The organism is Chryseobacterium shigense (assembly GCF_014207845.1).
Classification (GTDB): Bacteria; Bacteroidota; Bacteroidia; order Flavobacteriales; family Weeksellaceae; genus Chryseobacterium; species Chryseobacterium shigense_A.
Window position 1 is genome coordinate 1,657,509 of the sequence record NZ_JACHLC010000001.1, and the last position, 18,352, is coordinate 1,675,860.

General features: G+C 37.5%; 24 protein-coding genes. 2 read left to right on the forward strand and 22 right to left on the reverse strand.

Annotated elements, in window-relative coordinates; all coding sequences use genetic code 11:
• The first annotated feature begins 198 nt into the window (after window positions 1–198).
• Window positions 199–870 (forward strand): DUF4197 family protein, encoded by a 672-nt coding sequence (locus HNP36_RS07620; RefSeq protein ID WP_184158810.1) that lies wholly within the window; start codon window positions 199–201, stop codon window positions 868–870.
• A gap of 41 nt (window positions 871–911) precedes the next feature.
• Window positions 912–1,217, forward strand: coding sequence for a DUF493 family protein (locus HNP36_RS07625; protein ID WP_184158808.1), 306 nt, complete (start codon window positions 912–914; stop codon window positions 1,215–1,217).
• A gap of 42 nt (window positions 1,218–1,259) precedes the next feature.
• Here HNP36_RS07625 and HNP36_RS07630 read toward each other — a convergent pair whose 3' ends face one another.
• From HNP36_RS07630 to eco, 22 genes are all read right to left on the reverse strand, one after another.
• Complete coding sequence (locus HNP36_RS07630) at window positions 1,260–1,610, reverse strand: arsenate reductase family protein (RefSeq protein ID WP_184158806.1); 351 nt, start codon at window positions 1,608–1,610, stop codon at window positions 1,260–1,262.
• Window positions 1,611–1,694: 84 nt separating this feature from the next.
• Window positions 1,695–2,309: a deoxynucleoside kinase gene (locus HNP36_RS07635; RefSeq protein ID WP_184158804.1), complete on the reverse strand. Its 615-nt coding sequence runs from the start codon at window positions 2,307–2,309 to the stop codon at window positions 1,695–1,697.
• A gap of 27 nt (window positions 2,310–2,336) precedes the next feature.
• Window positions 2,337–3,305 (reverse strand): hypothetical protein, encoded by a 969-nt coding sequence (locus HNP36_RS07640; RefSeq protein ID WP_184158802.1) that lies wholly within the window; start codon window positions 3,303–3,305, stop codon window positions 2,337–2,339.
• A gap of 155 nt (window positions 3,306–3,460) precedes the next feature.
• A complete protein-coding gene (locus HNP36_RS07645; protein WP_184158800.1) occupies window positions 3,461–4,483 on the reverse strand; it encodes a glutaminyl-peptide cyclotransferase in 1,023 nt (340 codons plus the stop codon).
• Between the two features lie 35 nt (window positions 4,484–4,518).
• Window positions 4,519–4,899 (reverse strand): VOC family protein, encoded by a 381-nt coding sequence (locus HNP36_RS07650; protein ID WP_184158798.1) that lies wholly within the window; start codon window positions 4,897–4,899, stop codon window positions 4,519–4,521.
• A complete protein-coding gene (locus HNP36_RS07655) occupies window positions 4,896–5,405 on the reverse strand; it encodes a GNAT family N-acetyltransferase (RefSeq protein ID WP_184158796.1) in 510 nt (169 codons plus the stop codon). Before HNP36_RS07655 ends, HNP36_RS07650 begins: the two co-directional genes overlap by 4 nt.
• Window positions 5,406–5,410: 5 nt before the next feature.
• Window positions 5,411–5,836 carry an SRPBCC family protein gene (locus tag HNP36_RS07660; protein WP_184158794.1) on the reverse strand — a complete coding sequence of 142 codons (426 nt, stop codon included), beginning with the start codon at window positions 5,834–5,836 and terminating at the stop codon, window positions 5,411–5,413.
• Between the two features lie 24 nt (window positions 5,837–5,860).
• Complete coding sequence (locus HNP36_RS07665) at window positions 5,861–6,478, reverse strand: hypothetical protein (RefSeq protein WP_184158792.1); 618 nt, start codon at window positions 6,476–6,478, stop codon at window positions 5,861–5,863.
• 16 nt (window positions 6,479–6,494) lie between these two features.
• Window positions 6,495–8,108 carry a Na+/H+ antiporter gene (locus HNP36_RS07670; protein ID WP_184158790.1) on the reverse strand — a complete coding sequence of 538 codons (1,614 nt, stop codon included), beginning with the start codon at window positions 8,106–8,108 and terminating at the stop codon, window positions 6,495–6,497.
• 163 nt (window positions 8,109–8,271) lie between these two features.
• Window positions 8,272–9,276, reverse strand: coding sequence for a bestrophin family protein (locus HNP36_RS07675; RefSeq protein WP_184158788.1), 1,005 nt, complete (start codon window positions 9,274–9,276; stop codon window positions 8,272–8,274).
• 89 nt (window positions 9,277–9,365) lie between these two features.
• Window positions 9,366–10,043, reverse strand: coding sequence for a DUF2490 domain-containing protein (locus tag HNP36_RS07680; RefSeq protein WP_184158786.1), 678 nt, complete (start codon window positions 10,041–10,043; stop codon window positions 9,366–9,368).
• Between the two features lie 128 nt (window positions 10,044–10,171).
• A complete protein-coding gene (locus HNP36_RS07685; protein ID WP_184158784.1) occupies window positions 10,172–10,564 on the reverse strand; it encodes a DUF1398 domain-containing protein in 393 nt (130 codons plus the stop codon).
• Between the two features lie 178 nt (window positions 10,565–10,742).
• Window positions 10,743–11,192, reverse strand: coding sequence for a VOC family protein (locus HNP36_RS07690; protein ID WP_184158782.1), 450 nt, complete (start codon window positions 11,190–11,192; stop codon window positions 10,743–10,745).
• A 39-nt stretch (window positions 11,193–11,231) separates the two neighbouring features.
• Window positions 11,232–11,774 carry an SRPBCC family protein gene (locus HNP36_RS07695; RefSeq protein ID WP_184158780.1) on the reverse strand — a complete coding sequence of 181 codons (543 nt, stop codon included), beginning with the start codon at window positions 11,772–11,774 and terminating at the stop codon, window positions 11,232–11,234.
• An 8-nt stretch (window positions 11,775–11,782) separates the two neighbouring features.
• The gene (locus HNP36_RS07700) at window positions 11,783–12,154 is read right to left on the reverse strand and encodes a VOC family protein (protein ID WP_184158778.1); all 372 of its coding nucleotides are present in this window, start codon (window positions 12,152–12,154) and stop codon (window positions 11,783–11,785) included.
• Window positions 12,151–12,555, reverse strand: coding sequence for a hypothetical protein (locus HNP36_RS07705; protein WP_184158775.1), 405 nt, complete (start codon window positions 12,553–12,555; stop codon window positions 12,151–12,153). Before HNP36_RS07705 ends, HNP36_RS07700 begins: the two co-directional genes overlap by 4 nt.
• Before the next feature lie 11 nt (window positions 12,556–12,566).
• Window positions 12,567–13,037 carry a hypothetical protein gene (locus tag HNP36_RS07710; protein WP_184158773.1) on the reverse strand — a complete coding sequence of 157 codons (471 nt, stop codon included), beginning with the start codon at window positions 13,035–13,037 and terminating at the stop codon, window positions 12,567–12,569.
• 15 nt (window positions 13,038–13,052) lie between these two features.
• Complete coding sequence (locus HNP36_RS07715; protein ID WP_184158771.1) at window positions 13,053–13,508, reverse strand: DUF1569 domain-containing protein; 456 nt, start codon at window positions 13,506–13,508, stop codon at window positions 13,053–13,055.
• Window positions 13,509–13,691: 183 nt separating this feature from the next.
• Window positions 13,692–14,885, reverse strand: a complete 1,194-nt coding sequence (locus HNP36_RS07720) for an ABC transporter permease (protein WP_184158768.1) — start codon at window positions 14,883–14,885, stop codon at window positions 13,692–13,694.
• 2 nt (window positions 14,886–14,887) lie between these two features.
• On the reverse strand, window positions 14,888–15,844 hold the full coding sequence (locus tag HNP36_RS07725; RefSeq protein ID WP_184158766.1) for an HlyD family secretion protein: 957 nt from the start codon (window positions 15,842–15,844) through the stop codon (window positions 14,888–14,890).
• A gap of 18 nt (window positions 15,845–15,862) precedes the next feature.
• The gene (locus HNP36_RS07730; RefSeq protein ID WP_184158764.1) at window positions 15,863–17,272 is read right to left on the reverse strand and encodes a TolC family protein; all 1,410 of its coding nucleotides are present in this window, start codon (window positions 17,270–17,272) and stop codon (window positions 15,863–15,865) included.
• A 499-nt stretch (window positions 17,273–17,771) separates the two neighbouring features.
• Window positions 17,772–18,260 carry a serine protease inhibitor ecotin gene (eco, locus tag HNP36_RS07735; RefSeq protein WP_184158762.1) on the reverse strand — a complete coding sequence of 163 codons (489 nt, stop codon included), beginning with the start codon at window positions 18,258–18,260 and terminating at the stop codon, window positions 17,772–17,774.
• Between the last annotated feature and the right edge of the window lie 92 nt (window positions 18,261–18,352).

Sequence of the window (18,352 nt, forward strand, 5' to 3'; positions counted from 1 at the left end):
TTAAATAAAAAACTCAATAAATTGAATTCAGGTAATTAAATTACATTATAATTATCAATTTACAATAAAATATCCAATTGGAAAATTTGCATTTTCAACAAAATATTCACCAAACAGCACAGAGAATTTAATATTTTGTTAATATACTTATAGTGTTTACCTTTGGCGTAATATTTGAAAAAATAAGAAAAAAGATCAATGAAAAAATATATTATAGCAGCAGCGTTATTAATTGGAACCGGAACATTAATTTTTACCAGCGTTCAATCCTGCACAACAGTGGCTACTTCAGACCTGGGTCTATCCATCATTAAAAGAGTTCTACTGAACGGGATAGATAAGGGAATGGGAATATACAGCAATAAGGAAGCTTTCCTTCAAAATAATATGGTAGATAAAGCACTTCCAAAGGAGCTCAGAGATATCAACTCTACTCTTGAAAAAATTGCACCTTCCCTTGTGGCTAAGGAAAGAGATTTTATTGCCCAGGCAGCGGCCTATACCGTTAATACCTCAAAACCTATTTTACAGGGTGCAGTTAACAGTCTAAATGCACAGGATGTTACAAGAATTATCCAGGGAACTACGGCAACACAGATTTTAAAAGAAAAGACCTCTCAGCAGCTGGTAGCCGCTATTGCTCCCAAAGTAGATGAGAAACTGAATGAATATGGAATTGTAAAAACAATCAATACAGCTCTTTCAGGAAGCAATCTTCTCGGAAGCCTTCTTGGAGGTGGCGGAAGTAATGTAAATGCCGGAGGACTCAGTAAACTGGCCTCTGAACAACTGGTTAACGGACTGTTCTACATCATCGAAGATTATGAGCACCAGAATTCCAAAGCACTGCTGGGACCTCTTGGGAAATAGAAAAATTTTCGCTATATTTATATATAATTTAACAACGGCAGATGGATATATTACAAGGAAACCAACACGCAAACCCGGAAGATTTTTATAATTCTCTGAAGGAAAAACTGGAAGGCCACCACGACTTTCCTGAAGATTATTTATTTAAATTTATCGTTCCCACAGACCAGGCAAAACTAACCGAAATTTATAAAGTTTTTGATGGTATTAAATTTACTCTTGGGAACCGCGAAAGCAAAAACGGAAAATACACTGCCTGCAATATCAATGCGTTCGTTCTGGATGCAGATCAGGTAGTGAATATTTATAAAGAAGTCGCCAAAATTGAAGGCGTTATTCTATTGTAAGAAAAAAGAAAAGTCAGCGAAAAGCTGACTTTTTTATTGGTATTATTTTTCAATAAAGAATTTCACATTTTCAATAGGTCTTCCCAGCATGGCGACAGATCCTTTGATCAGGATGGGTCTCTGTATCAGGGAAGGATTCTCAGACAGGATCTTGATCCATTCTTCTTCAGAATAATTTTTATCGGCATAGTTCTCCGTGTACAGCTTATCTGTTTTGCGGATCATATGAAATACGCTCTGATTCAGCTTTTTCAATACTGTTTTGATCTCTAAAACACTCAGCGGATCTTCCACAATATTGATGATCTCGAAAGGAACACCGTTTTCATCAAGATACTCAAGTACGGCATTTGATTTAGAACAGTTTCCGTTATGTAAAACCTTAACCATCATAATGTATCATTTAAAATTAAACTCCTTTCCTCAAATTTAGGAAGAAATGAATGGAAATCTGTCTTAAATTCTGATAAAAAATTGTTAAAACAGTCCGTTCAGTTCTGCTTCTATTTTTTCCAGGATGAATCCGAAATCTTCGGGCTTTTCTACAAAATCAAGATCATCCACTTCAATAACAAGAAGTTTTCCTTCGGTGTAATTGGAGATCCATTTTTCATACTTCTGGTTCAGTTTTGAAAGGTATTCAATGCTGATGGTTGCTTCATATTCCCTTCCTCTTTTGTAGATCTTTTTCACAAGGTTCGGAACATCGGATTTTAAATAAATCAACAGATCGGGTGCGGAAACAAAAGATTTCATCAGCCCGAAAACGGATACATAATTATTGAAATCCCTGTCTGAAAGAAGTTTCATATCATTCAGGTTTTCCGCAAAAATGTGGGCATCCTCGTAAATAGTACGGTCCTGGATAATATTTTTCCCGCTTTCTCTTATCTCTTTTACCTGCCTGAACCTGCTTCCTAAAAAGTAAATCTGCAGTGCAAAACTCCACTTGCTCATGTCTGCATAAAAATCTTCTAAATAAGGGTTGTGATCCACATCTTCAAATTGTGCATCCCATCCGTAGTGCTTGGAAAGCATTGTGGTCAAAGTAGTTTTTCCGGCTCCAATATTTCCTGTAACTGCAATATGCATTCTCCTAAGTATTTTTTTATTAATTAACTAAACACCGGCGGCCTGAACTTCGGAAGTATCTTCCATCAGCTTCTGTAAAGTGGTATCAGGAGCTTTTTCTTCAGATTCCTTCTTTTCTCCGTCTGCTCTTTTTACTTCTTCTCTAACTGGTTGTTCAGAGGGTGTTTCCGTAACTGGCGACGTAGTTTCGGGTCCGGTTTCCGGCTGTGCCTGCTGTTTGGTTTCTTTTATTTTTTCAAGGCTGTAAAGATAGAGTTTGTTCGCTTTGATTTCAAAATAAGAAAGGATGTTTTTATCCACAATTTGTGCGTCTTTATCTTCAAAAATTTTTAACATTCCTTTTTCAGGATCATATTTCTGGATTGAATTGTCTGCAACTACCAAAACAACATCGTTCTCTCTTCTGAATCTTTTCCCGTTTTCCAGCAGGGCTTCAAAGAGTTTTTCAAATTTCAGGGAATATACCCTGATGTGTTTTCTGGTTAAAATATAGACTTTATTTTCGAATACGAGCAGGTCCATCAGATCATCAAAACTGATGTCGAAAGGATAGGAATTGATGGTTGTCTCGTTCCTGAAATTGTACTGGATAAGACGTTTTGTACTGTCATCCAAAAGCCATAACTGCTGAAGATCTTCGGCATAGGCCATTTTAATGAAACCAAATTTCTGTTTGAAATCAATTTTCTGGATTTCGTTCATATTCTGGTCCACAAATTTCATTTCCTGTGCATTTTCAGAGAATAAAGGTACACTCAGAGGGTTCTGAACCGTCTGCACTTTGTAGGGAACCGTGAGCATCATTTTACCAAGCTGTTTTCCTAAGGAATCATATTTGGTAAAGCTGAAGTCTTTGTTTTTATAGATGTACAGATTTCCGTAATCGTCTGCCAGCATATCTTTGGCTTCCTTCAGTTTCAGTGTATCCAAAGGAAGGGATTTCTGTGCAGTAACGGTACAGAAAAGGAAAAGGAATATTATGTTGAAAAACTTCACTCTGATTTTTTAATGAGGTCAAGATACTGAAAAATAATTTCATCCAAAAGGGGATCAAAATTAATTGAATTATCCTAATACTGAACTTATTTAATCTTTTAATTAAAAATAGCGCTCCTGAAGGAACGCTATATATTTTAGATAAAGTTCATTAATTATTTAATCTGAACTTCATAAATCTTCGACCAGTTTTTACCGGTTACAAGCATATTATCTCCTTTGAAGGTAATACCGTTCAATACATCATCGCTTCCTTTGGTATTCTTCTTGGCAATATCTGTAAAGTCAAATGTACCTACTACTTCTCCGGTTGCAGGATTGATCTTCAGCACAATCGGTTTCTGCCATACGTTGGCATAGATAAATCCGTTGTGGTATTCAAGTTCATTCAATTGGTCATAAGCCTGTGAACTTCCTGCCACGGCAATATATTTGATCAGTTTTGAAGGATTGCTGGCATCAAGGAAATATAAAAGTTTACTTCCGTCTGAGGCAATCAGGTTTTTCCCGTCATAGGTAAGTCCCCATCCTTCTCCCAATACATTTGGATAAGGAAATTCCGACAGAAGCTTCAGAGAATTTTTATCATAGATATATCCTTTTTTGCTTTGCCATGTTAACTGATATACTTTATCTCCTACGATTGTGCTCCCTTCAGAGAAATCTTCCTGAGCCTGTTTGGTAGAAGCCAGCGGAGTTGTGGTTCCCAATGTATATTTCAGGATCTGTGAAGAACCGTTTTGCCCGTCACTTTCATAAATAGTGTTTCCTTCAATCTGGAATCCCTGCACAAAATTCTTGGGATCATGCGGATATTCGGCTATGATCTGATAGGTTATATTTTTTTCAGGACTTTTCGCAAATACGTTGATGGTGGCATCCTGGTTTAATACTTTTCCTCCTTTTGTTTTGATATTGAAGGTAACGGCATTATCGCCTAATGTAAAAAATTTAGGGTCAACCGTTAAGCTCGAAGTTTCCTTATCGCCAAAGCTGATACTGATGCTTTCTGCATTTTCCGTCACCTCTTTCGGAAGCTCAAGTTTATCACCGAAGTGGTATCCTTTTTCCGTCATTGAATTATTATACTCATTCAGAGTGTTCAGGATCTTTTCATCTTTATTACAAGACGCCAGCATCAAAACCACTGCCAAACCTACTATTATATTTTTTTTCATTGAATTTCTAAATATTTCCCCAAAAATAGCAAATTTTATTCCGTATTTCCAATATTATCAGCAGGCTGTCCAAATTGTAGTATATAACCGTTGTTATCATATATTGCAAATTCTCTCATTTCCCATTCAAAAGTCTCAATTTCATAGCAGATTTTTGCTTTTGCTTTAAGGTCTTCCCAGAGATCATCAACTTTGTCTACATTGAAATACAATGAGCCTGTGAAATTGATTCCATTAGGTTTTTCATAATCATTCTCGGACAGCATGATCTGTACATCGTCCTTACGGATGGAGGCCCACTGCCAATCATCATTCCTTCCCATTAAAGTAAAGCCTAGAATCTGTGTGTAAAATCCTATGGTTTCGTCCATATTTTCAACCCAGAGTATGGGACGGAGCGCTGTAAATGTTGTCATTGCTGAAGGGATTCAAATGTATTTTTATTGATTTTCATATTAAGGGAAAGCCATAATTCATTATCAATACTGACTTCACTTGAAATCTTTGGGTCAATTTCAAAACCTGCTTTTTTATAGCATTCAATAGCTCCGGTATTCCAGTCGTATACATTAAGTTCCGCTGTTTCCCTGTCGAAATGGGTAAAACCATATTGCAGAAGGTTCTGTACAATTTTCTTACCGTAGCCTTTCCCTCTGTTGCTTTCATCCCAGATCAGGATTCTTCCCAGCAGAAAAGTTCTCTCTTTCAAAAAAATCTGGGCATGGCCAATCGCCTTTTGTCCGGTCTCATCAAAAACTATGAACAGGAATCTGTTTTCAGTTTCCAGATCATTCTTCAACTGTTCTTTTGTGAGCGGAAAATGATAGGCAGGACCGGCAAACTGAAGAAGCATTCTTTTGTCTTTTATTTTGGAGATCAGTTCGGAACTATCTTCTGTGGTAAAAGGCTGCAATTGTATCATATGGTCTATTTTTCCAGATATTCTTTCATGCTTTGTCCGATAATTCCATTCCATCCATCGGTAAAGCTTTTCCTTGAAAAATTTTCGCCTAAACTGTCAAAGCCTTCAATATCATCATGCGTAAGTGTCACCAATGTTCCGTTATTTTCTTCCTGAAGTTCCCAGGTTACGGCAGTCACGGCATCTGAAAACTCAGGATACGACCATGTATGTTTTAATTTTCTGTCAGGAATAATTTCCAGAATACGGCCCTGATGGTGATATTTTTTAGCATCACCCGGCTCGTAGAAATTGAATTCTTTTCCTTCTTCCAAAATAAAATCGGGGATATCAAAATACCAGGATTTCATTTCATTTTTGTCGGTTAATGCTTTCCATATTTTTTCTACAGGTGCATTTATTTTGTATTCTACAGTGATTGGGGTGTTCATATCTTTATTTTTAATTAAAAAAATTTAAATACTTGAATTCAGTTTTTCCAATACTTCTTCTTTTTCCATTTTCCAGCGTTCTGATAATTCTGAAATCAGTTCATCTGAAAATCCTATTTTTACATCGCCCCCGCCAAATCTTTCCTGATGTATTTTAAAACTTTTAACAGATTCTTCTAAAGGTTCACCGTCTGCAACTTCAACAGTACAGTTTTCGATTTTCAAAAATTTTCCGGCAAATGAACTTATGGCTGTTTCAATTGTTCTTAGGTCAATTTCTTCATCAGTATGCCAAATATCCATGAAGCGTGGTTTCACACCTTTTTCGTTTTTGGGAGCATCATAAGTCACTTCCTGGAAGTCTTCATCCTCAGGCTCGTCGTAATAGAACCAATAATGACAGACATTATCTGATAAATATTCCCGTATTGCATCAGAGAAGTCCTTTTCATCCTCTTTGTTCAGCAACTCGTTTAAAGCATTTCTTAAATATCCTTTTGCGTTTAAACAAACTGCTCCAATTCTTTCACCAGACTCATAAAACAGTTCCAGATCTTCCCAGCCGGTTTTATCACAAAGTCCATAAATTCCCCACCATAAATTGGAAGATTCTGTTTTTACAATAATTTTTTTCGCTTCCATCTGTTTAAAATACAACTTAACTGTGAGAGAATCCGGTAATCTTCGCCTCATCAAAATCCAGCTGCATTTCAATGGTTCTCATAACATGGTCATCAAAAATTTTCTCCTTTTTCATCCGGTGCAGTTCATTTCTCTGTGCCTGGATGATCTGGCGGAGCACATCTTTATTTTCGTTAATCGCATTGACATAATCTCCTGTGGAAGCCATACATTGAGCTTTATCTGCCATCAGCATCATTTCGGTTTCCAGTTTATGCTTCTGATGGCGTACCAAAGTATTTTTTTCTGCAAGGTCTGAAAAATCATTTTCCATTTTATGCAGTGCTGTTTCTTTAAGCTTGCGCATCAGGATCACTTCCTGTTTTTCTTCAGGCAATTCACTTCCGGTATCATCTATTTTCAGCCATTTCAGGATGGGGGTCAGAAGAAGTCCCTGTCCTACCAATGTGATCAATATGATAACGAAAGTTACAAATAAAATGATATTACGGTGTGGAAAAGCTTCACCATTTGGCAAAAATGCCGGAATTGAAAGCGCCGCCGCCAATGAAACCACTCCTCTCATTGCAGCAAAACTGATGATGAAAGGTTCCCGCCAGTCCGGTTTCGGAACTTTTAGTCTTAATTCTTTTGAGCAGAGTCTCGGAAAATACATGACAGCATAACTGTACAGTATTCTTGTAAAAATAATAACGCCACCAATTACAAGACTGTAAAAGATTCCTTCTGAGATTGTATAGTCTTTCATGGCGGCAACCACCACCGGAAGCTCAAGACCAATAAGAATAAAGATGATGGTATTCATCAGGAATATGAGTACGCTCCACACATTTCCGGACTGTATCCTTGTAGTATGGCTTAAGTAACAGTGTGAATTATACGACATGAGAAGACCTCCGGCAACTACTGCCAGTACTCCCGAAAAATGGAAGTGTTCTGCTCCTACATACATGATGTACGGAATAATCAGGGTGATCACAGTATCAATATTGGAGTTGGAAGGAATGATCCTCAATAAGGCTCCAAATAAGAACCCTGCTGCCACTCCAACTGCCACTCCTCCTACAGCCATCATAAAGAAATCCTGAATGGCATCTCTCCAGATAAACTGCCCTGAAATAACGGCTGCCAAAGCAAATTTAAATACAATTAAACTGGAAGCATCATTGATAAGACTTTCTCCTTCCAGAATACTGGTGATCTTTTTAGGAATCTTCATGTGTTTCAGTACGGAAGTGGCTGCCACTGCATCAGGCGGAGAATTCACTCCTCCAAGCAGGAATCCCATTGCAACGGTAAGTCCCGGAATAATGGAAGATGAAAGGTAAGCTACAACGACTGAGGTTAAAAATACAAGTCCAAACGCCATCGAGAAGATCTGCTTTCTCCATTTGTGAAAATCCTGCCATGAGGTAAACCATGCTGCCTCAAAAAGAATGGGAGGAAGAAAAATAAGGAATACAAGATCCGGCTCTATTTCAATATGCGGCATTCCGGGGATAAGGCTGATCAAAAGACCTGCAATCACCAGGAAGATGGGATAAGCTACTTTCAGCTTCTGTCCTATCATCACCAATATCATTACAGATAAGAGAACTGCAATGGATATGATAACATAACTGTGAATCATTTTAGTTTGTTTTTTGGTTGTTTTTCGGATTTTAAATTGGCTAAATACGGATGTCGCGGGCTTTAAGAAACAAAAAAATGAAAATTTTCAATGACTCCCTTTCCCTATTTATTAAAACAAAAGCGGGAAGGATCAATAATTTCTGTATTTAACCTAATTTATTTTAAAGTACAATGTTGTTCTTTGGAGTAATGGCCGGAGGAAGATCAGATTCGTCCAGCATATCTCTCATATCAATCTCTATGGTACGGCTGATCTGGGTGATCGGCACGTCGTTCGGGCTTCCTTCAAAAGGGTTTACGGAGGCTTCACCTACACTGTCGAGTGTATGGAAACACCAGGTTACCATCAATGAAAATGGGATATTAAACCAGATCGTCCAGCCTTCCAAAACGGTTCCTTCGCCCAATTTATCCAGTTCTTTCAGTAACCCAAAAGGTACGAAAAGAATAAACAGCAATAAAAGGTAGGTTGTAATGGATGAGAAGTTTCTAGGATAAGGGAAGTTCTTGATTCTTTCTGCTTTTCCCTGGTTATCCGTAAATTTTACCAACTGCTGGTTGATCTGCGTCCACTGGAAATCATTGATATCTCCTCTGGCATAGGCTTCTGATAATTCTTTACTCTGGCTGGCCATAAGCTGTGTTGCCCTGTTCTTTTTGCTTAAAATATACTGAAGTTCGGTTTCGGAAATATATTTTTTCATTTCCTCATCCAGCTGGGTCAGTCTTTCCGGAATATCATATTTTTTAGAATATTCATCGTACTGTGCGGTTCCCATATTTTCCCATGCTCTGGGCTCTCTCAGCTGGAAACGGAGTGCCGTAAGCCACGCATAGTGACGGGAAAACATTTCTTTTACTTTCTTCGGGTCTTTTGTGGAAAGAGAATCTCTCAGGATATATCCGAAACTACGGCTGTCATTAATGATTGCTCCATAAATCTGTCTCGCTTCCCAAAGCCTGCTATAACTGGCATTATTTTTAAAACCTACAATAAAAGCTACTGCAGTTCCTAAGATAGCAATGGGCTGCCAGGGAACGGAAACGAATTTCCAGCCTAAAAAGTACAATACTGTGGGTATTGCCGCCAATGCTGATAGAACGTAGATACTTCGTCTTGTCCAGGTGGCGAACTCAAGCGCCCCAAATCTCTTTCCTGAATGCATATGTGTTATTTGTTTTTGATCTGTTGATTGTATTTTCTAAACTAACCGTTTTTTTCTTCATCAAGGCACTCCGGCAAGAACTGTCAATATTAATTTTTATTAAAAGGAATATTATTATAAAAACCGATCTGGATCTGCCCGCGGTTCTTATTTTCCTGAATCTGGTTCATATAACCGGCTTCTATCCGCATATTTTTATTGATAACGTATCCTAAAGCTCCATATACCCTGTTTCTGTCGAAAACCGGACTGTCAAAATGCAGGAAGATCTCATTATATACTGAGGCATACAGTGATTTCGGAAGCATTTCTTTTTGAGTAATCGGGATGTTCAGTCCAAGCATATAACGGAATCTCATTCTGAAGTCATCTTTCAGAAAACGCTCTTCCAAACGGTATCTGTGCTGCAGGTTAAAACGTCCGAATTTCTGTTTTGTAATAAACTGCTGGAAGATCCTGTGTTCAATATTCTCTCTTTTTTCGCCATTTACATAAGGCTGACTTAAAATAAAGCCATAGCCAAGCAAAACATTATTGTTGTTTTCGGTAAGGTCATATCCTATTCCTGTACGGATCAATAATTGTTCGAGGTCTCCTATTGCATCAAAGTTACGGTACTGGATTTCGTTGTGCCAGTTCAGTTTTTTGCTGATCCTGTTGTTTCCAAAATACATATACCACGCCCCCAGATCATTTTTCTGTGCAAACGTTGCTATTGACCCCAAACCCAATACTGTAAGTACAAGCTTCGTAAAGACCTTTCTCATGTTATTCAATTACTATTATCTATCGTACAAGACAAAATTAATAATTTAAATCAATAATAGCAAACAATATTGAAAGAGGGAATAAATTGAAAATTTTTAATTAAAAGTATTTCAAAATCTGTATTGATTTAACCAGGAATCTGTTCTACCAGAATTTCATTTTCTTTTTTATCAAAATAAGTGCATGTCATATCATTAAGATCCATTTTCCATCCTTCTACTCCATTTTCTGCACAGTCGCTGCAAAATGTGAGATAATCTGTCCCGCCCTGCTGGTGAAGTTTTAATCTGGTTTTAAACTGTTCAAGGTTCAGGTTTTCTGAAACGGAGAGGTTATCATATTTTTTGCCGGTATGTCCGGACTCGTTATCTGTATCAAAATACTGTGTATTTCCATCAGAAACATACACGGTGTAGTGTGAAACTCCCAAATGCTTTATGGCCTGAATATATTGGGGAAAATCTGCTCCGCTTTTTACTTTCTGATGTTCTGCTTTGATCTGTTCGACTGTAAATTTCATCTCTGTTTATTTTTTTATTCGTTGTGATAATAAGAAGCAAGCTTTGTGATTATATTCTGATCCGTTACCGCTTCTTTTCATTTTTTTTTTTTTGGAATGCAAATGTATTATAAATAAAAAACCGGCAGATATCTCTGCCGGTTAGTTTTAACTATATTTCGTATACAAAATATAAATATTAAGGATGCTGCTGCATTTTCGCAGGATCATCGTAGTTTACCATCCAGTTAATATCAAATTTATCGGTAAACATCCCGAAATAAGCTCCCCAGAAAGTATCTGCCATAGGCATTGTTACTTTTCCGCCGGCAGAAAGACCGCTGAATAATTTATCCGCTTCTTCTTTAGATTCTGCGTTGATGGAAATTGCAAAGTTGTTTCCCGGTTTGTAGTGGGAAGCCCATTCTCCTCCTGTATCGCTTCCCATCAAAACGGTTTCTTTTGAAATGGGAAGGGAAACGTGCATAATCTTGTCTTTATCTGCTTCAGGAATTTCTTTGCCATCCATAGGAGGCATTTCTCCAAAAGTTCCGATGTAAGGATATTCTCCTCCGAAAACTGATTTATAAAAGTCGAATGCTTCTTTGCAGTTTCCATGAAATGTTAAATAAACGTTTACTGATGCCATAGTTGTTTTTTTATTAGTTAAGTTTTAATGAGTTTCTGTTCAGGGTTTTTCAGATAATTCTTTTAATCCGGAAAGTCCTTTCTGGTAATCTTTTCCAATAGCATCTTCCATATTCATAAATAGTTTCATTACCGTAAAAGGATAAGGTATTTCTGATGTAAATCCCCAGGTGGCTTTGCTTCCATTTCCTTCAGGGACAATTTTCACATAAGCATGGGCTTCACTTTCATAAGGTGTTAAAAATTTGATATCCGTATCAATTCTTTTACCTGCAGCATCTACTTTTTTCACTTCCTGGCAGCCTTTTCCAGCTTTATCTTTTTCACTGTCCCAGCACATTTTTTCACCAGGCTGACCTGTAGTTCCGGTCCAGTCTTTCTTCATGGCAGGATCGATGTCGTTCCATGGGCTCCATTGGTCCATTGCTTTCAAAGTATTGGTATGCTGCCATACTTTTTCAACGGGTGCATTGATGGTTATTGATTTTTCATAGACACAGTCTCCTGAAATAAAGGCAGCCACCACCATCCATAAAATCAGGATGGAAGCCAGGACAAGGATAATTCTTTTTAATATTTTCATAATCAATGTTATCTGTGTTGGTCAATTAAAATCATATTTCCGTCCGGATCTTTCAGGAAAATATGTTCAGGTCCTGAAGTGGTTTCGTCTGCTGATTTTTCCAGTTCAATTCCATTTTCTTTTAAATGTTTCTGGATATCACGTACATCGTCAAAAGATTCCAGATTCCGGGCATTTTCATCCCATCCCGGATTGAAGGTAAGCATGTTTCCATCAAACATAGCCTGAAACAGACCGATCAAAGTACTTCCGTTCTTCATGATCAGGTAATTATGTTCCATATTTCCGCCCATAGCGCTAAAACCGAGTTTTTCATAAAAATCTTTAGACTTCTGAAGGTCTTTTACGCTCAAACTGATTGAGAATACTCCTAATCTCATATTTTTTTTGTTTTTAAAGCTAATGTACTTCCGGCAAAGACCAGTCCCCATACAAGAATTCCCAGGATCCAGAACCAAACCGGGGTAGGAAGAGAAAACATCATATATATGGTTATAAACAGGAAAATAATTCCACAGACTGCTGCAGATGTATGTTTTCCGTTTCCGGCAATTTTTGAAGCTGTAAATCCTGAAACGAAAGCGGCCAATGCATATCCGATAATCACGAAAAACAGCGCCATGAATGGAGCGTGAGCCACATATTCTTTCATTGCGGTCATATCACCGCTTCCGGCTGCTGCAGGCGGCGGGTACAAAGAATGTCCGATTTTTTCAACAATAGTGATGCAGATAATTCCTGCAATGAGTCCGGCGGGAACAGCCAGTATTCTTCTTAGCATATTTATTATGGTTATTGGTTTTTTAATCGGGTTTTGAAGTCCAGTGTCCCGTCATAACTTTTCCAATCACCAATAAATTCTATATACTGAGCTTCTACTTTTTCAGTTTTTTTATTCCATTTGAAGGTATAGATAAATTTACCTTTAAAAATACCGGAATGTTTTCCTTTGGGTTCTTCCGCCAGTTCGTAATCCCCGAATACCACTCCTTTTTTCTTGGCATCTCTATACTTTGTGATGGTTATTTTACCTTCATACTTTGCATAGTTGTTATCTACAAGAGAATATCCGGAAACAAAATATTCCTGGTCGTTTTTTTTATTCTGTTCGGAGATATTTATTTTCAGTTTCAGCTCCTGTCCGCGGTCTCCTATTGTTCCGTTATAAGGTTTACTGTTGTTCAGCCAGACATTCGAGATATCCGGCATCTGCCCCCATGCAAAATTGCAGGCAAGAATGAGGATCCATAAAAGTTTTTTCATAGTGTGTATTAATATTTAAACGCCGAATTGTGACAGGTGATGGTTAAGGTGTTTTGCAAACATATTATTCCATTCCTGTGAATTTAATTTACCGAAAGAAAAAGATTCTTTGCCATCGAATGCATCTGCCCCCAATTGCTGTGTTTTCTGAATGAACCCGATCAGTCTTTTTTTCTCTTCATCAAAGTTTTTTCTTCCTGCAATTAAAAATTGCGGAGCTGTAGGAGAATCTCTTGGATACGCTTTTTCTCCGACTACTTTAGGTTTTACAAAAGTCTTCAGGATAAATTTTGCAATAGCACCCGGTTTTTTATGCTTTTCAGGCTCATATACCATTTCATAGGATACGCTGCAATGGGCAAGCATCTGGTCAACCGTCATTTTCCCCCATAAGCCGTGGGTATCTTCTACCAGCTTATTAATCCTATCTATATAATTCTGAGCATCTTTTGCATCAAATACATTTTCCATAACTTTCTAATTATCTGAAAGCAAATATATCAGTTTTTTCTTTTGATTTTTACAGGCTAATGAAAAAAGTGGTGACGTGTTTCGAGGTGGCGGGATGCAGGGTTTAAATTGTGAGTTACAAGTTGCGGGTTAAGGCTCAAATTGGGTATAAATTGATTTAATATCCGGATACTATATCTTTTATCATGAGGCTCTCAAACATTTTTGGTTTCCGTTTGCGTTTTTTTTAAAAATAAACCAAAGTTTGATCTTTAAGGCAATCCAGCCAAGAATAGCGTAAACCACAAGCAGGATACTTAAATGTTTCAGAAAAGGAAATGTAAGTTCTACAGAGCCTTTCTGGATCAATAAAATTTTAAAGGCCTGAAGAAAAGGAGTGAGAGGAATAATATTGGCAATAAACTGTACAAATGAAGGCATTGCACTCAGAGGCCAGGTAAATCCGCTGATAATGAATGCCGGTGAAGCAATGACCATTAAAATCTGTGTAGCTTTCAGTGCATCAGGAATAAGAATACTGATGAACACGCCTAAAAATGATGCAGAGCCAACAAATACCGCGGTAAGAAGAATAAAATTGAGTATCCCTTCAGGCATCGGAACCCTGAAAATCATATGCATAAAGTAATAGACACTTACAATAAGTATGGAAAATACCCAGATGGGAATTACTTTGATGAGCATTGTCGGGAAAGCCCATTTTTTCATCTTAAGGTATTCTTTTACAAATGAACCTCTTTCAAATTCTGCTGCAAAACTTACGGCCATTGCAAGGAGAATCACCTGTTGCAGAACTACAGCCAGCATGGCCGGCCACATAAAAATAAGGTAGTTTCCTGTAGTATTGAAAAGGGTGATATAGTTGGCTTTGAACGGCTCATATTGTGTTGCTGCTTTTGTAGCAGGCATTCCGGCCTTTTGTAAGGCTTTGATGGATGCTCCGGCAGAGAATGTTCCTATCGTAAGCTGAAGTGCTTTGGAAGCAAAATTAGCAGTAAGAACGTTTCCTGTATTGATGTAGACATTCAGTTCAGGGTATTTTTTCTGGAGCATTTCCGCCTCAAACCTTGCCGGAATAATGACAACTGCGGCAGCTTCATGCCGGATCACTTCATCTTTTATGCTTAAAGGCTCCTGTGCATATTTAACGATGCTGATGCTTTTATTATCGTCCAGCATATCTGTCAGCTGGCTTGACAAAGGGGTATTATCCCTATCGATCACCAGTACCGGAGTATTTTCTACTTTTCCGCTTTTATACACGAAACCCAATAGTGTGGCATAGAATACCGGGGCCAGAAAAAATACGGTCCGAAGGGTAGAATTGCCTATAAAAAGCCGGAATTCACGTTTTAAAAGCCGGAAAAATTCGTTCATAATTATTTCAGGATAACATTAGCGTTGACTAAAATACTTTTAGCCTTATTCACGTCAGCAGGTTTCACTTTGATCTCATACACTGCGTCCTGCAACTGATAATCCGGGTAAGCTGTTGTAATATCTGCATATCTTGTCAGCTGTTTAATGTAAACAATGGTTCCGGTGAGAGTTTCTTTATTATAAACAACCTGCATATTTACCTGCTGTCCTTTTTTATATTTTGAAATAGAACTTTCAGGCACTGTAAACCTGAAATAGGTACTTTCGGGAATATAGCCATTAAATAAAGCAAAACCTGCAGTAGCCAGCTCACCTGTATTGAGGCTGATGGTTTCTATTTCCATGTCATTGGTAGCGATGATGTATCTTTCAGAATAGGCCACATTAGCTTCCTGAAGAGCACCTTTGGCCTGGGAGGCCTGCCCTGCCGCCATTTCCACTTTTTCAAAGCGTGTTCCTCTTTGTACATCGTCCAGTTCAGCTATAACAGCATCATACTGGGCTTTTGCGCCCTGAAGCTTGGCATAAACCTCATCATACGCCTGAGGAGACATAAGGCTGTCACGGTACATATTATTAGCTCTTTTAAAAGATTTCTGAGCAAATTCATATTGTTCTTTTAGGCCTTTATGTTTGGCCTTAAGCTGTCTCAACTGGTCTGCCGTAGCTCCGTTTTTTGCCATCTGTTCCTGGGCTGTTGCGGCATTTACAGCTCCTTGAGCCTGGGCAATTTTTGCGGAGACTTCCGGTACATCAAGTAATGCCAGTGTATCTCCTTTTTTCACGGTCTGGCCTTCGCTTACGTATATTTTTAAGATTCTTCCGGTTACTTTAGGTGCAAATGAGATTATATCTTTTTTGGTTTTTCCTTCAGAATCATTCAGGTTTTCTTTTTTTTCACTGCAGCTCCCTACTAGAAAAAGAACAGCAAAGAGTATGACTATATTTTTATGCATTATTTTAATGGTAAGGGATTAATAAAGTTTAGTGATATCAAGTTCCTGGGTAGATCTCATCAGCTCTATTCCGGCTCTTCTCTGATTAAAAAGAGCGTTCTGGTATTCAAGCTCCGCAGCTTCAAGATCGTTTTCTGCGTCTATGAGCTGTGAAGATTTGCTCATTCCGTACCTGAATTCTTTTTCTGCCTGGATCAGGGCATTCTTCGCCAGTTCTTTTTCTTTAGCCTTCAAAGTGATCTGTGCTGTTGCTATGTTGTAATTGGTCTGATTATTGGCCAGATTTAAGGTTAATTTTTTAAGGGCATCTTCTTTTTTGTTCTGAAGGACTTCTTTTCCAACTTTTGCTGTTTCTTCGGCATGTTTTCCTTCTTTTCCGTCGAATATCTCCCATTTAAAACCTACACCAGCGGTTAGCAAAGGAAGGATATTAATATTGGTTGGCTTCCAGTCCAGTTTTGCACCTTCGTAGCCTAAAGCAGGGACTGCAGGAATTACATTTTCTGATGTTTTGATACGGCTTCCATAGAGTCCGATGTAGTATGCGGATGCCATTAATTGTACTTTAGGGATCATCCAGGTTCTTTCAGCTTTTATTTTGTAATCTGCTGCTGTTATTCCGTGTTCCAGCGCACGAACCTCTGCCCTTTCTTCTATTCCTTTTTCTGAGGATAAAAGTTCTACAGGAGAAAGTACCGGATCAATTATTCTGAGACGTTCTTTATTGATTCCCGTTAAAATATAAAGCTGGGTAAGAAGAAGTTCTTTTTTGCCTTCATATTCTACCATTTTGGCATCGAGAGCAGCCTGTGCCAGTTCAATTTTTTTATGGTCATACGGAGTGATTAAACCATAACCGAGAGCTTTATCTGCCGTTTTGCGATTAATATCCAGTCTTTTTTTGCTCTCATCGAGTACTTTTTTAGACTGATGGATCAATGCAAGCTGGTCATAAGCCCTGGAAATATTAGCTACTACATCGTCTTTTGTTTTTTCAAGAAGAATATCTTCGGAGATTTTCTTTTCTTCGTTGGCTTTTTTCAGGTACTTCACTTTTCCGCCTGAATAGAGAAGCATTTTAGCATCTGCTTTTGCAATTCCTGAAAAACCTGAAACGTTAAGATTATTATTAAAACTTCCTTCGGGAATATTAATGAAAGGAGCCAGATTGATTTCCGGCGATGTTAATCTTGCTGTTGCGTTCAAATATCCGGCCTGTCCGCTTACTTCAAGTGTGGGAAGAAAGATATCTTTCAGTTTATGTCCATCAAGGTCTGTGAGTTTGTTCTGGGTAATCTGCATTTTGAGATCGGAATCCCTGACCATAGCACTGTCTAAAAGTTCTTTAAAATCCGGCGCAGACTGTGCCCGGCAAAAAGCGGGGAAAGCCAAAAAACTAAACGTAAAAATCAATAAATTGTTTTTCATGGTTTATGTTTATAACAAATATAATGCAAAAATTTGTTAAATCCGAGGAGATAATTCATTATTGTAACGAATTTAAAACAAGTTTAAAAAGTGTTTAGTTTTAATCCTCTAGTTGTGATAAGTATAGAAGAAGTGTTTGATTTTAATTTGAAGGATGTTTTAATTGAAAAAATAAATTATTGTGTATTCATCATTGTTTACGAAATATATTTATGCTTTAATTTAAACCATTAAAAGAGTTGAAGTTTTTAAAAATGTTAAGCTAAATCAATTGACTTTTTAAGCAGAATATTAGAGTAAGTTCTAGAGTTATGTTTATTAATAGTTTGACGATTTCCAAAAAATCTGCTCCATCTACTAAATCTGCGAGAAAAAAAATAAACTTTCGCAGATTTAGTAGATGGAGCAGATTTTATTTTAATTACTTTAGAGGATAGTTTACAGCAAACAAAAACTCCCCACAAATTTTGTGAGGAGTTATTATTTTAAATTATATCGGTTATCTCTGAATTGCTGATTTCATTTTAGCATCAGGACGTAAAATTCGGTAACGGACTTCAAAGTCTTTCGGTACATAGAATACCAAAGGAAGTTTGCTGTTGTACCTTACAATCTCCGGCTTAAGGGTTACAAACTTTTTGGTCTTTTTCTGATCCGGGCAAGCCATTAATGTTCCGCCCGATTCACCATTAGACTCTACTTCGTAATAATTGTATCCCCACCCCTGAAGATCCTGGGTTTTTACATCTCCCATCAGGAAATATTTGTTGCAGTCCAGCATTTTTTCGGCCCCTACAAAAAATTCTACTTTTAAATCGCTTTCATTTTTTGCAACAGGCAGCTGAATGTATACCTGCTTGAATCCGTCTTTTGCTTTAGGGAACATTTCAATCTGTAATTTTTCAAATTTTTCTGCTTTCTTTTGAGCGAAAGCATTAACCCCTACCAACATTACCAATCCTGTAATTAACGTCTTTGAAAATTTCATTTTGTTTGTTTTTAAAATTTCTGTTGTATTTTCAAAAATCATTCCAAAATTAAACAAATGTTTAATTTTACAAAAACTTTCTATAAAATCTT

Bases quoted from the DNA above. Each gene is read 5' to 3' on its own strand.
- HNP36_RS07660 (WP_184158794.1), bottom strand. From the start codon at position 5,836: ATGAACACCCCAATCACTGTAGAATACAAAATAAATGCACCTGTAGAA.
- HNP36_RS07670 (WP_184158790.1), bottom strand. From the start codon at position 8,108: ATGATTCACAGTTATGTTATCATATCCATTGCAGTTCTCTTATCTGTA.
- HNP36_RS07695 (WP_184158780.1), bottom strand. From the start codon at position 11,774: ATGAAAATATTAAAAAGAATTATCCTTGTCCTGGCTTCCATCCTGATT.
- HNP36_RS07655 (WP_184158796.1), bottom strand. From the start codon at position 5,405: ATGATACAATTGCAGCCTTTTACCACAGAAGATAGTTCCGAACTGATC.
- HNP36_RS07645 (WP_184158800.1), bottom strand. From the start codon at position 4,483: ATGAAAAAAAATATAATAGTAGGTTTGGCAGTGGTTTTGATGCTGGCG.
- HNP36_RS07630 (WP_184158806.1), bottom strand. From the start codon at position 1,610: ATGATGGTTAAGGTTTTACATAACGGAAACTGTTCTAAATCAAATGCC.
- HNP36_RS07710 (WP_184158773.1), bottom strand. From the start codon at position 13,037: ATGAAAAAACTTTTATGGATCCTCATTCTTGCCTGCAATTTTGCATGG.
- eco (WP_184158762.1), bottom strand. From the start codon at position 18,260: ATGAAATTTTCAAAGACGTTAATTACAGGATTGGTAATGTTGGTAGGG.
- HNP36_RS07705 (WP_184158775.1), bottom strand. From the start codon at position 12,555: ATGCTAAGAAGAATACTGGCTGTTCCCGCCGGACTCATTGCAGGAATT.
- HNP36_RS07685 (WP_184158784.1), bottom strand. From the start codon at position 10,564: ATGAAATTTACAGTCGAACAGATCAAAGCAGAACATCAGAAAGTAAAA.
- HNP36_RS07700 (WP_184158778.1), bottom strand. From the start codon at position 12,154: ATGAGATTAGGAGTATTCTCAATCAGTTTGAGCGTAAAAGACCTTCAG.
- HNP36_RS07675 (WP_184158788.1), bottom strand. From the start codon at position 9,276: ATGCATTCAGGAAAGAGATTTGGGGCGCTTGAGTTCGCCACCTGGACA.
- HNP36_RS07715 (WP_184158771.1), bottom strand. From the start codon at position 13,508: ATGGAAAATGTATTTGATGCAAAAGATGCTCAGAATTATATAGATAGG.
- HNP36_RS07690 (WP_184158782.1), bottom strand. From the start codon at position 11,192: ATGGCATCAGTAAACGTTTATTTAACATTTCATGGAAACTGCAAAGAA.
- HNP36_RS07625 (WP_184158808.1), top strand. From the start codon at position 912: ATGGATATATTACAAGGAAACCAACACGCAAACCCGGAAGATTTTTAT.
- HNP36_RS07620 (WP_184158810.1), top strand. From the start codon at position 199: ATGAAAAAATATATTATAGCAGCAGCGTTATTAATTGGAACCGGAACA.
- HNP36_RS07635 (WP_184158804.1), bottom strand. From the start codon at position 2,309: ATGCATATTGCAGTTACAGGAAATATTGGAGCCGGAAAAACTACTTTG.
- HNP36_RS07720 (WP_184158768.1), bottom strand. From the start codon at position 14,885: ATGAACGAATTTTTCCGGCTTTTAAAACGTGAATTCCGGCTTTTTATA.
- HNP36_RS07680 (WP_184158786.1), bottom strand. From the start codon at position 10,043: ATGAGAAAGGTCTTTACGAAGCTTGTACTTACAGTATTGGGTTTGGGG.
- HNP36_RS07730 (WP_184158764.1), bottom strand. From the start codon at position 17,272: ATGAAAAACAATTTATTGATTTTTACGTTTAGTTTTTTGGCTTTCCCC.
- HNP36_RS07665 (WP_184158792.1), bottom strand. From the start codon at position 6,478: ATGGAAGCGAAAAAAATTATTGTAAAAACAGAATCTTCCAATTTATGG.
- HNP36_RS07650 (WP_184158798.1), bottom strand. From the start codon at position 4,899: ATGACAACATTTACAGCGCTCCGTCCCATACTCTGGGTTGAAAATATG.
- HNP36_RS07725 (WP_184158766.1), bottom strand. From the start codon at position 15,844: ATGCATAAAAATATAGTCATACTCTTTGCTGTTCTTTTTCTAGTAGGG.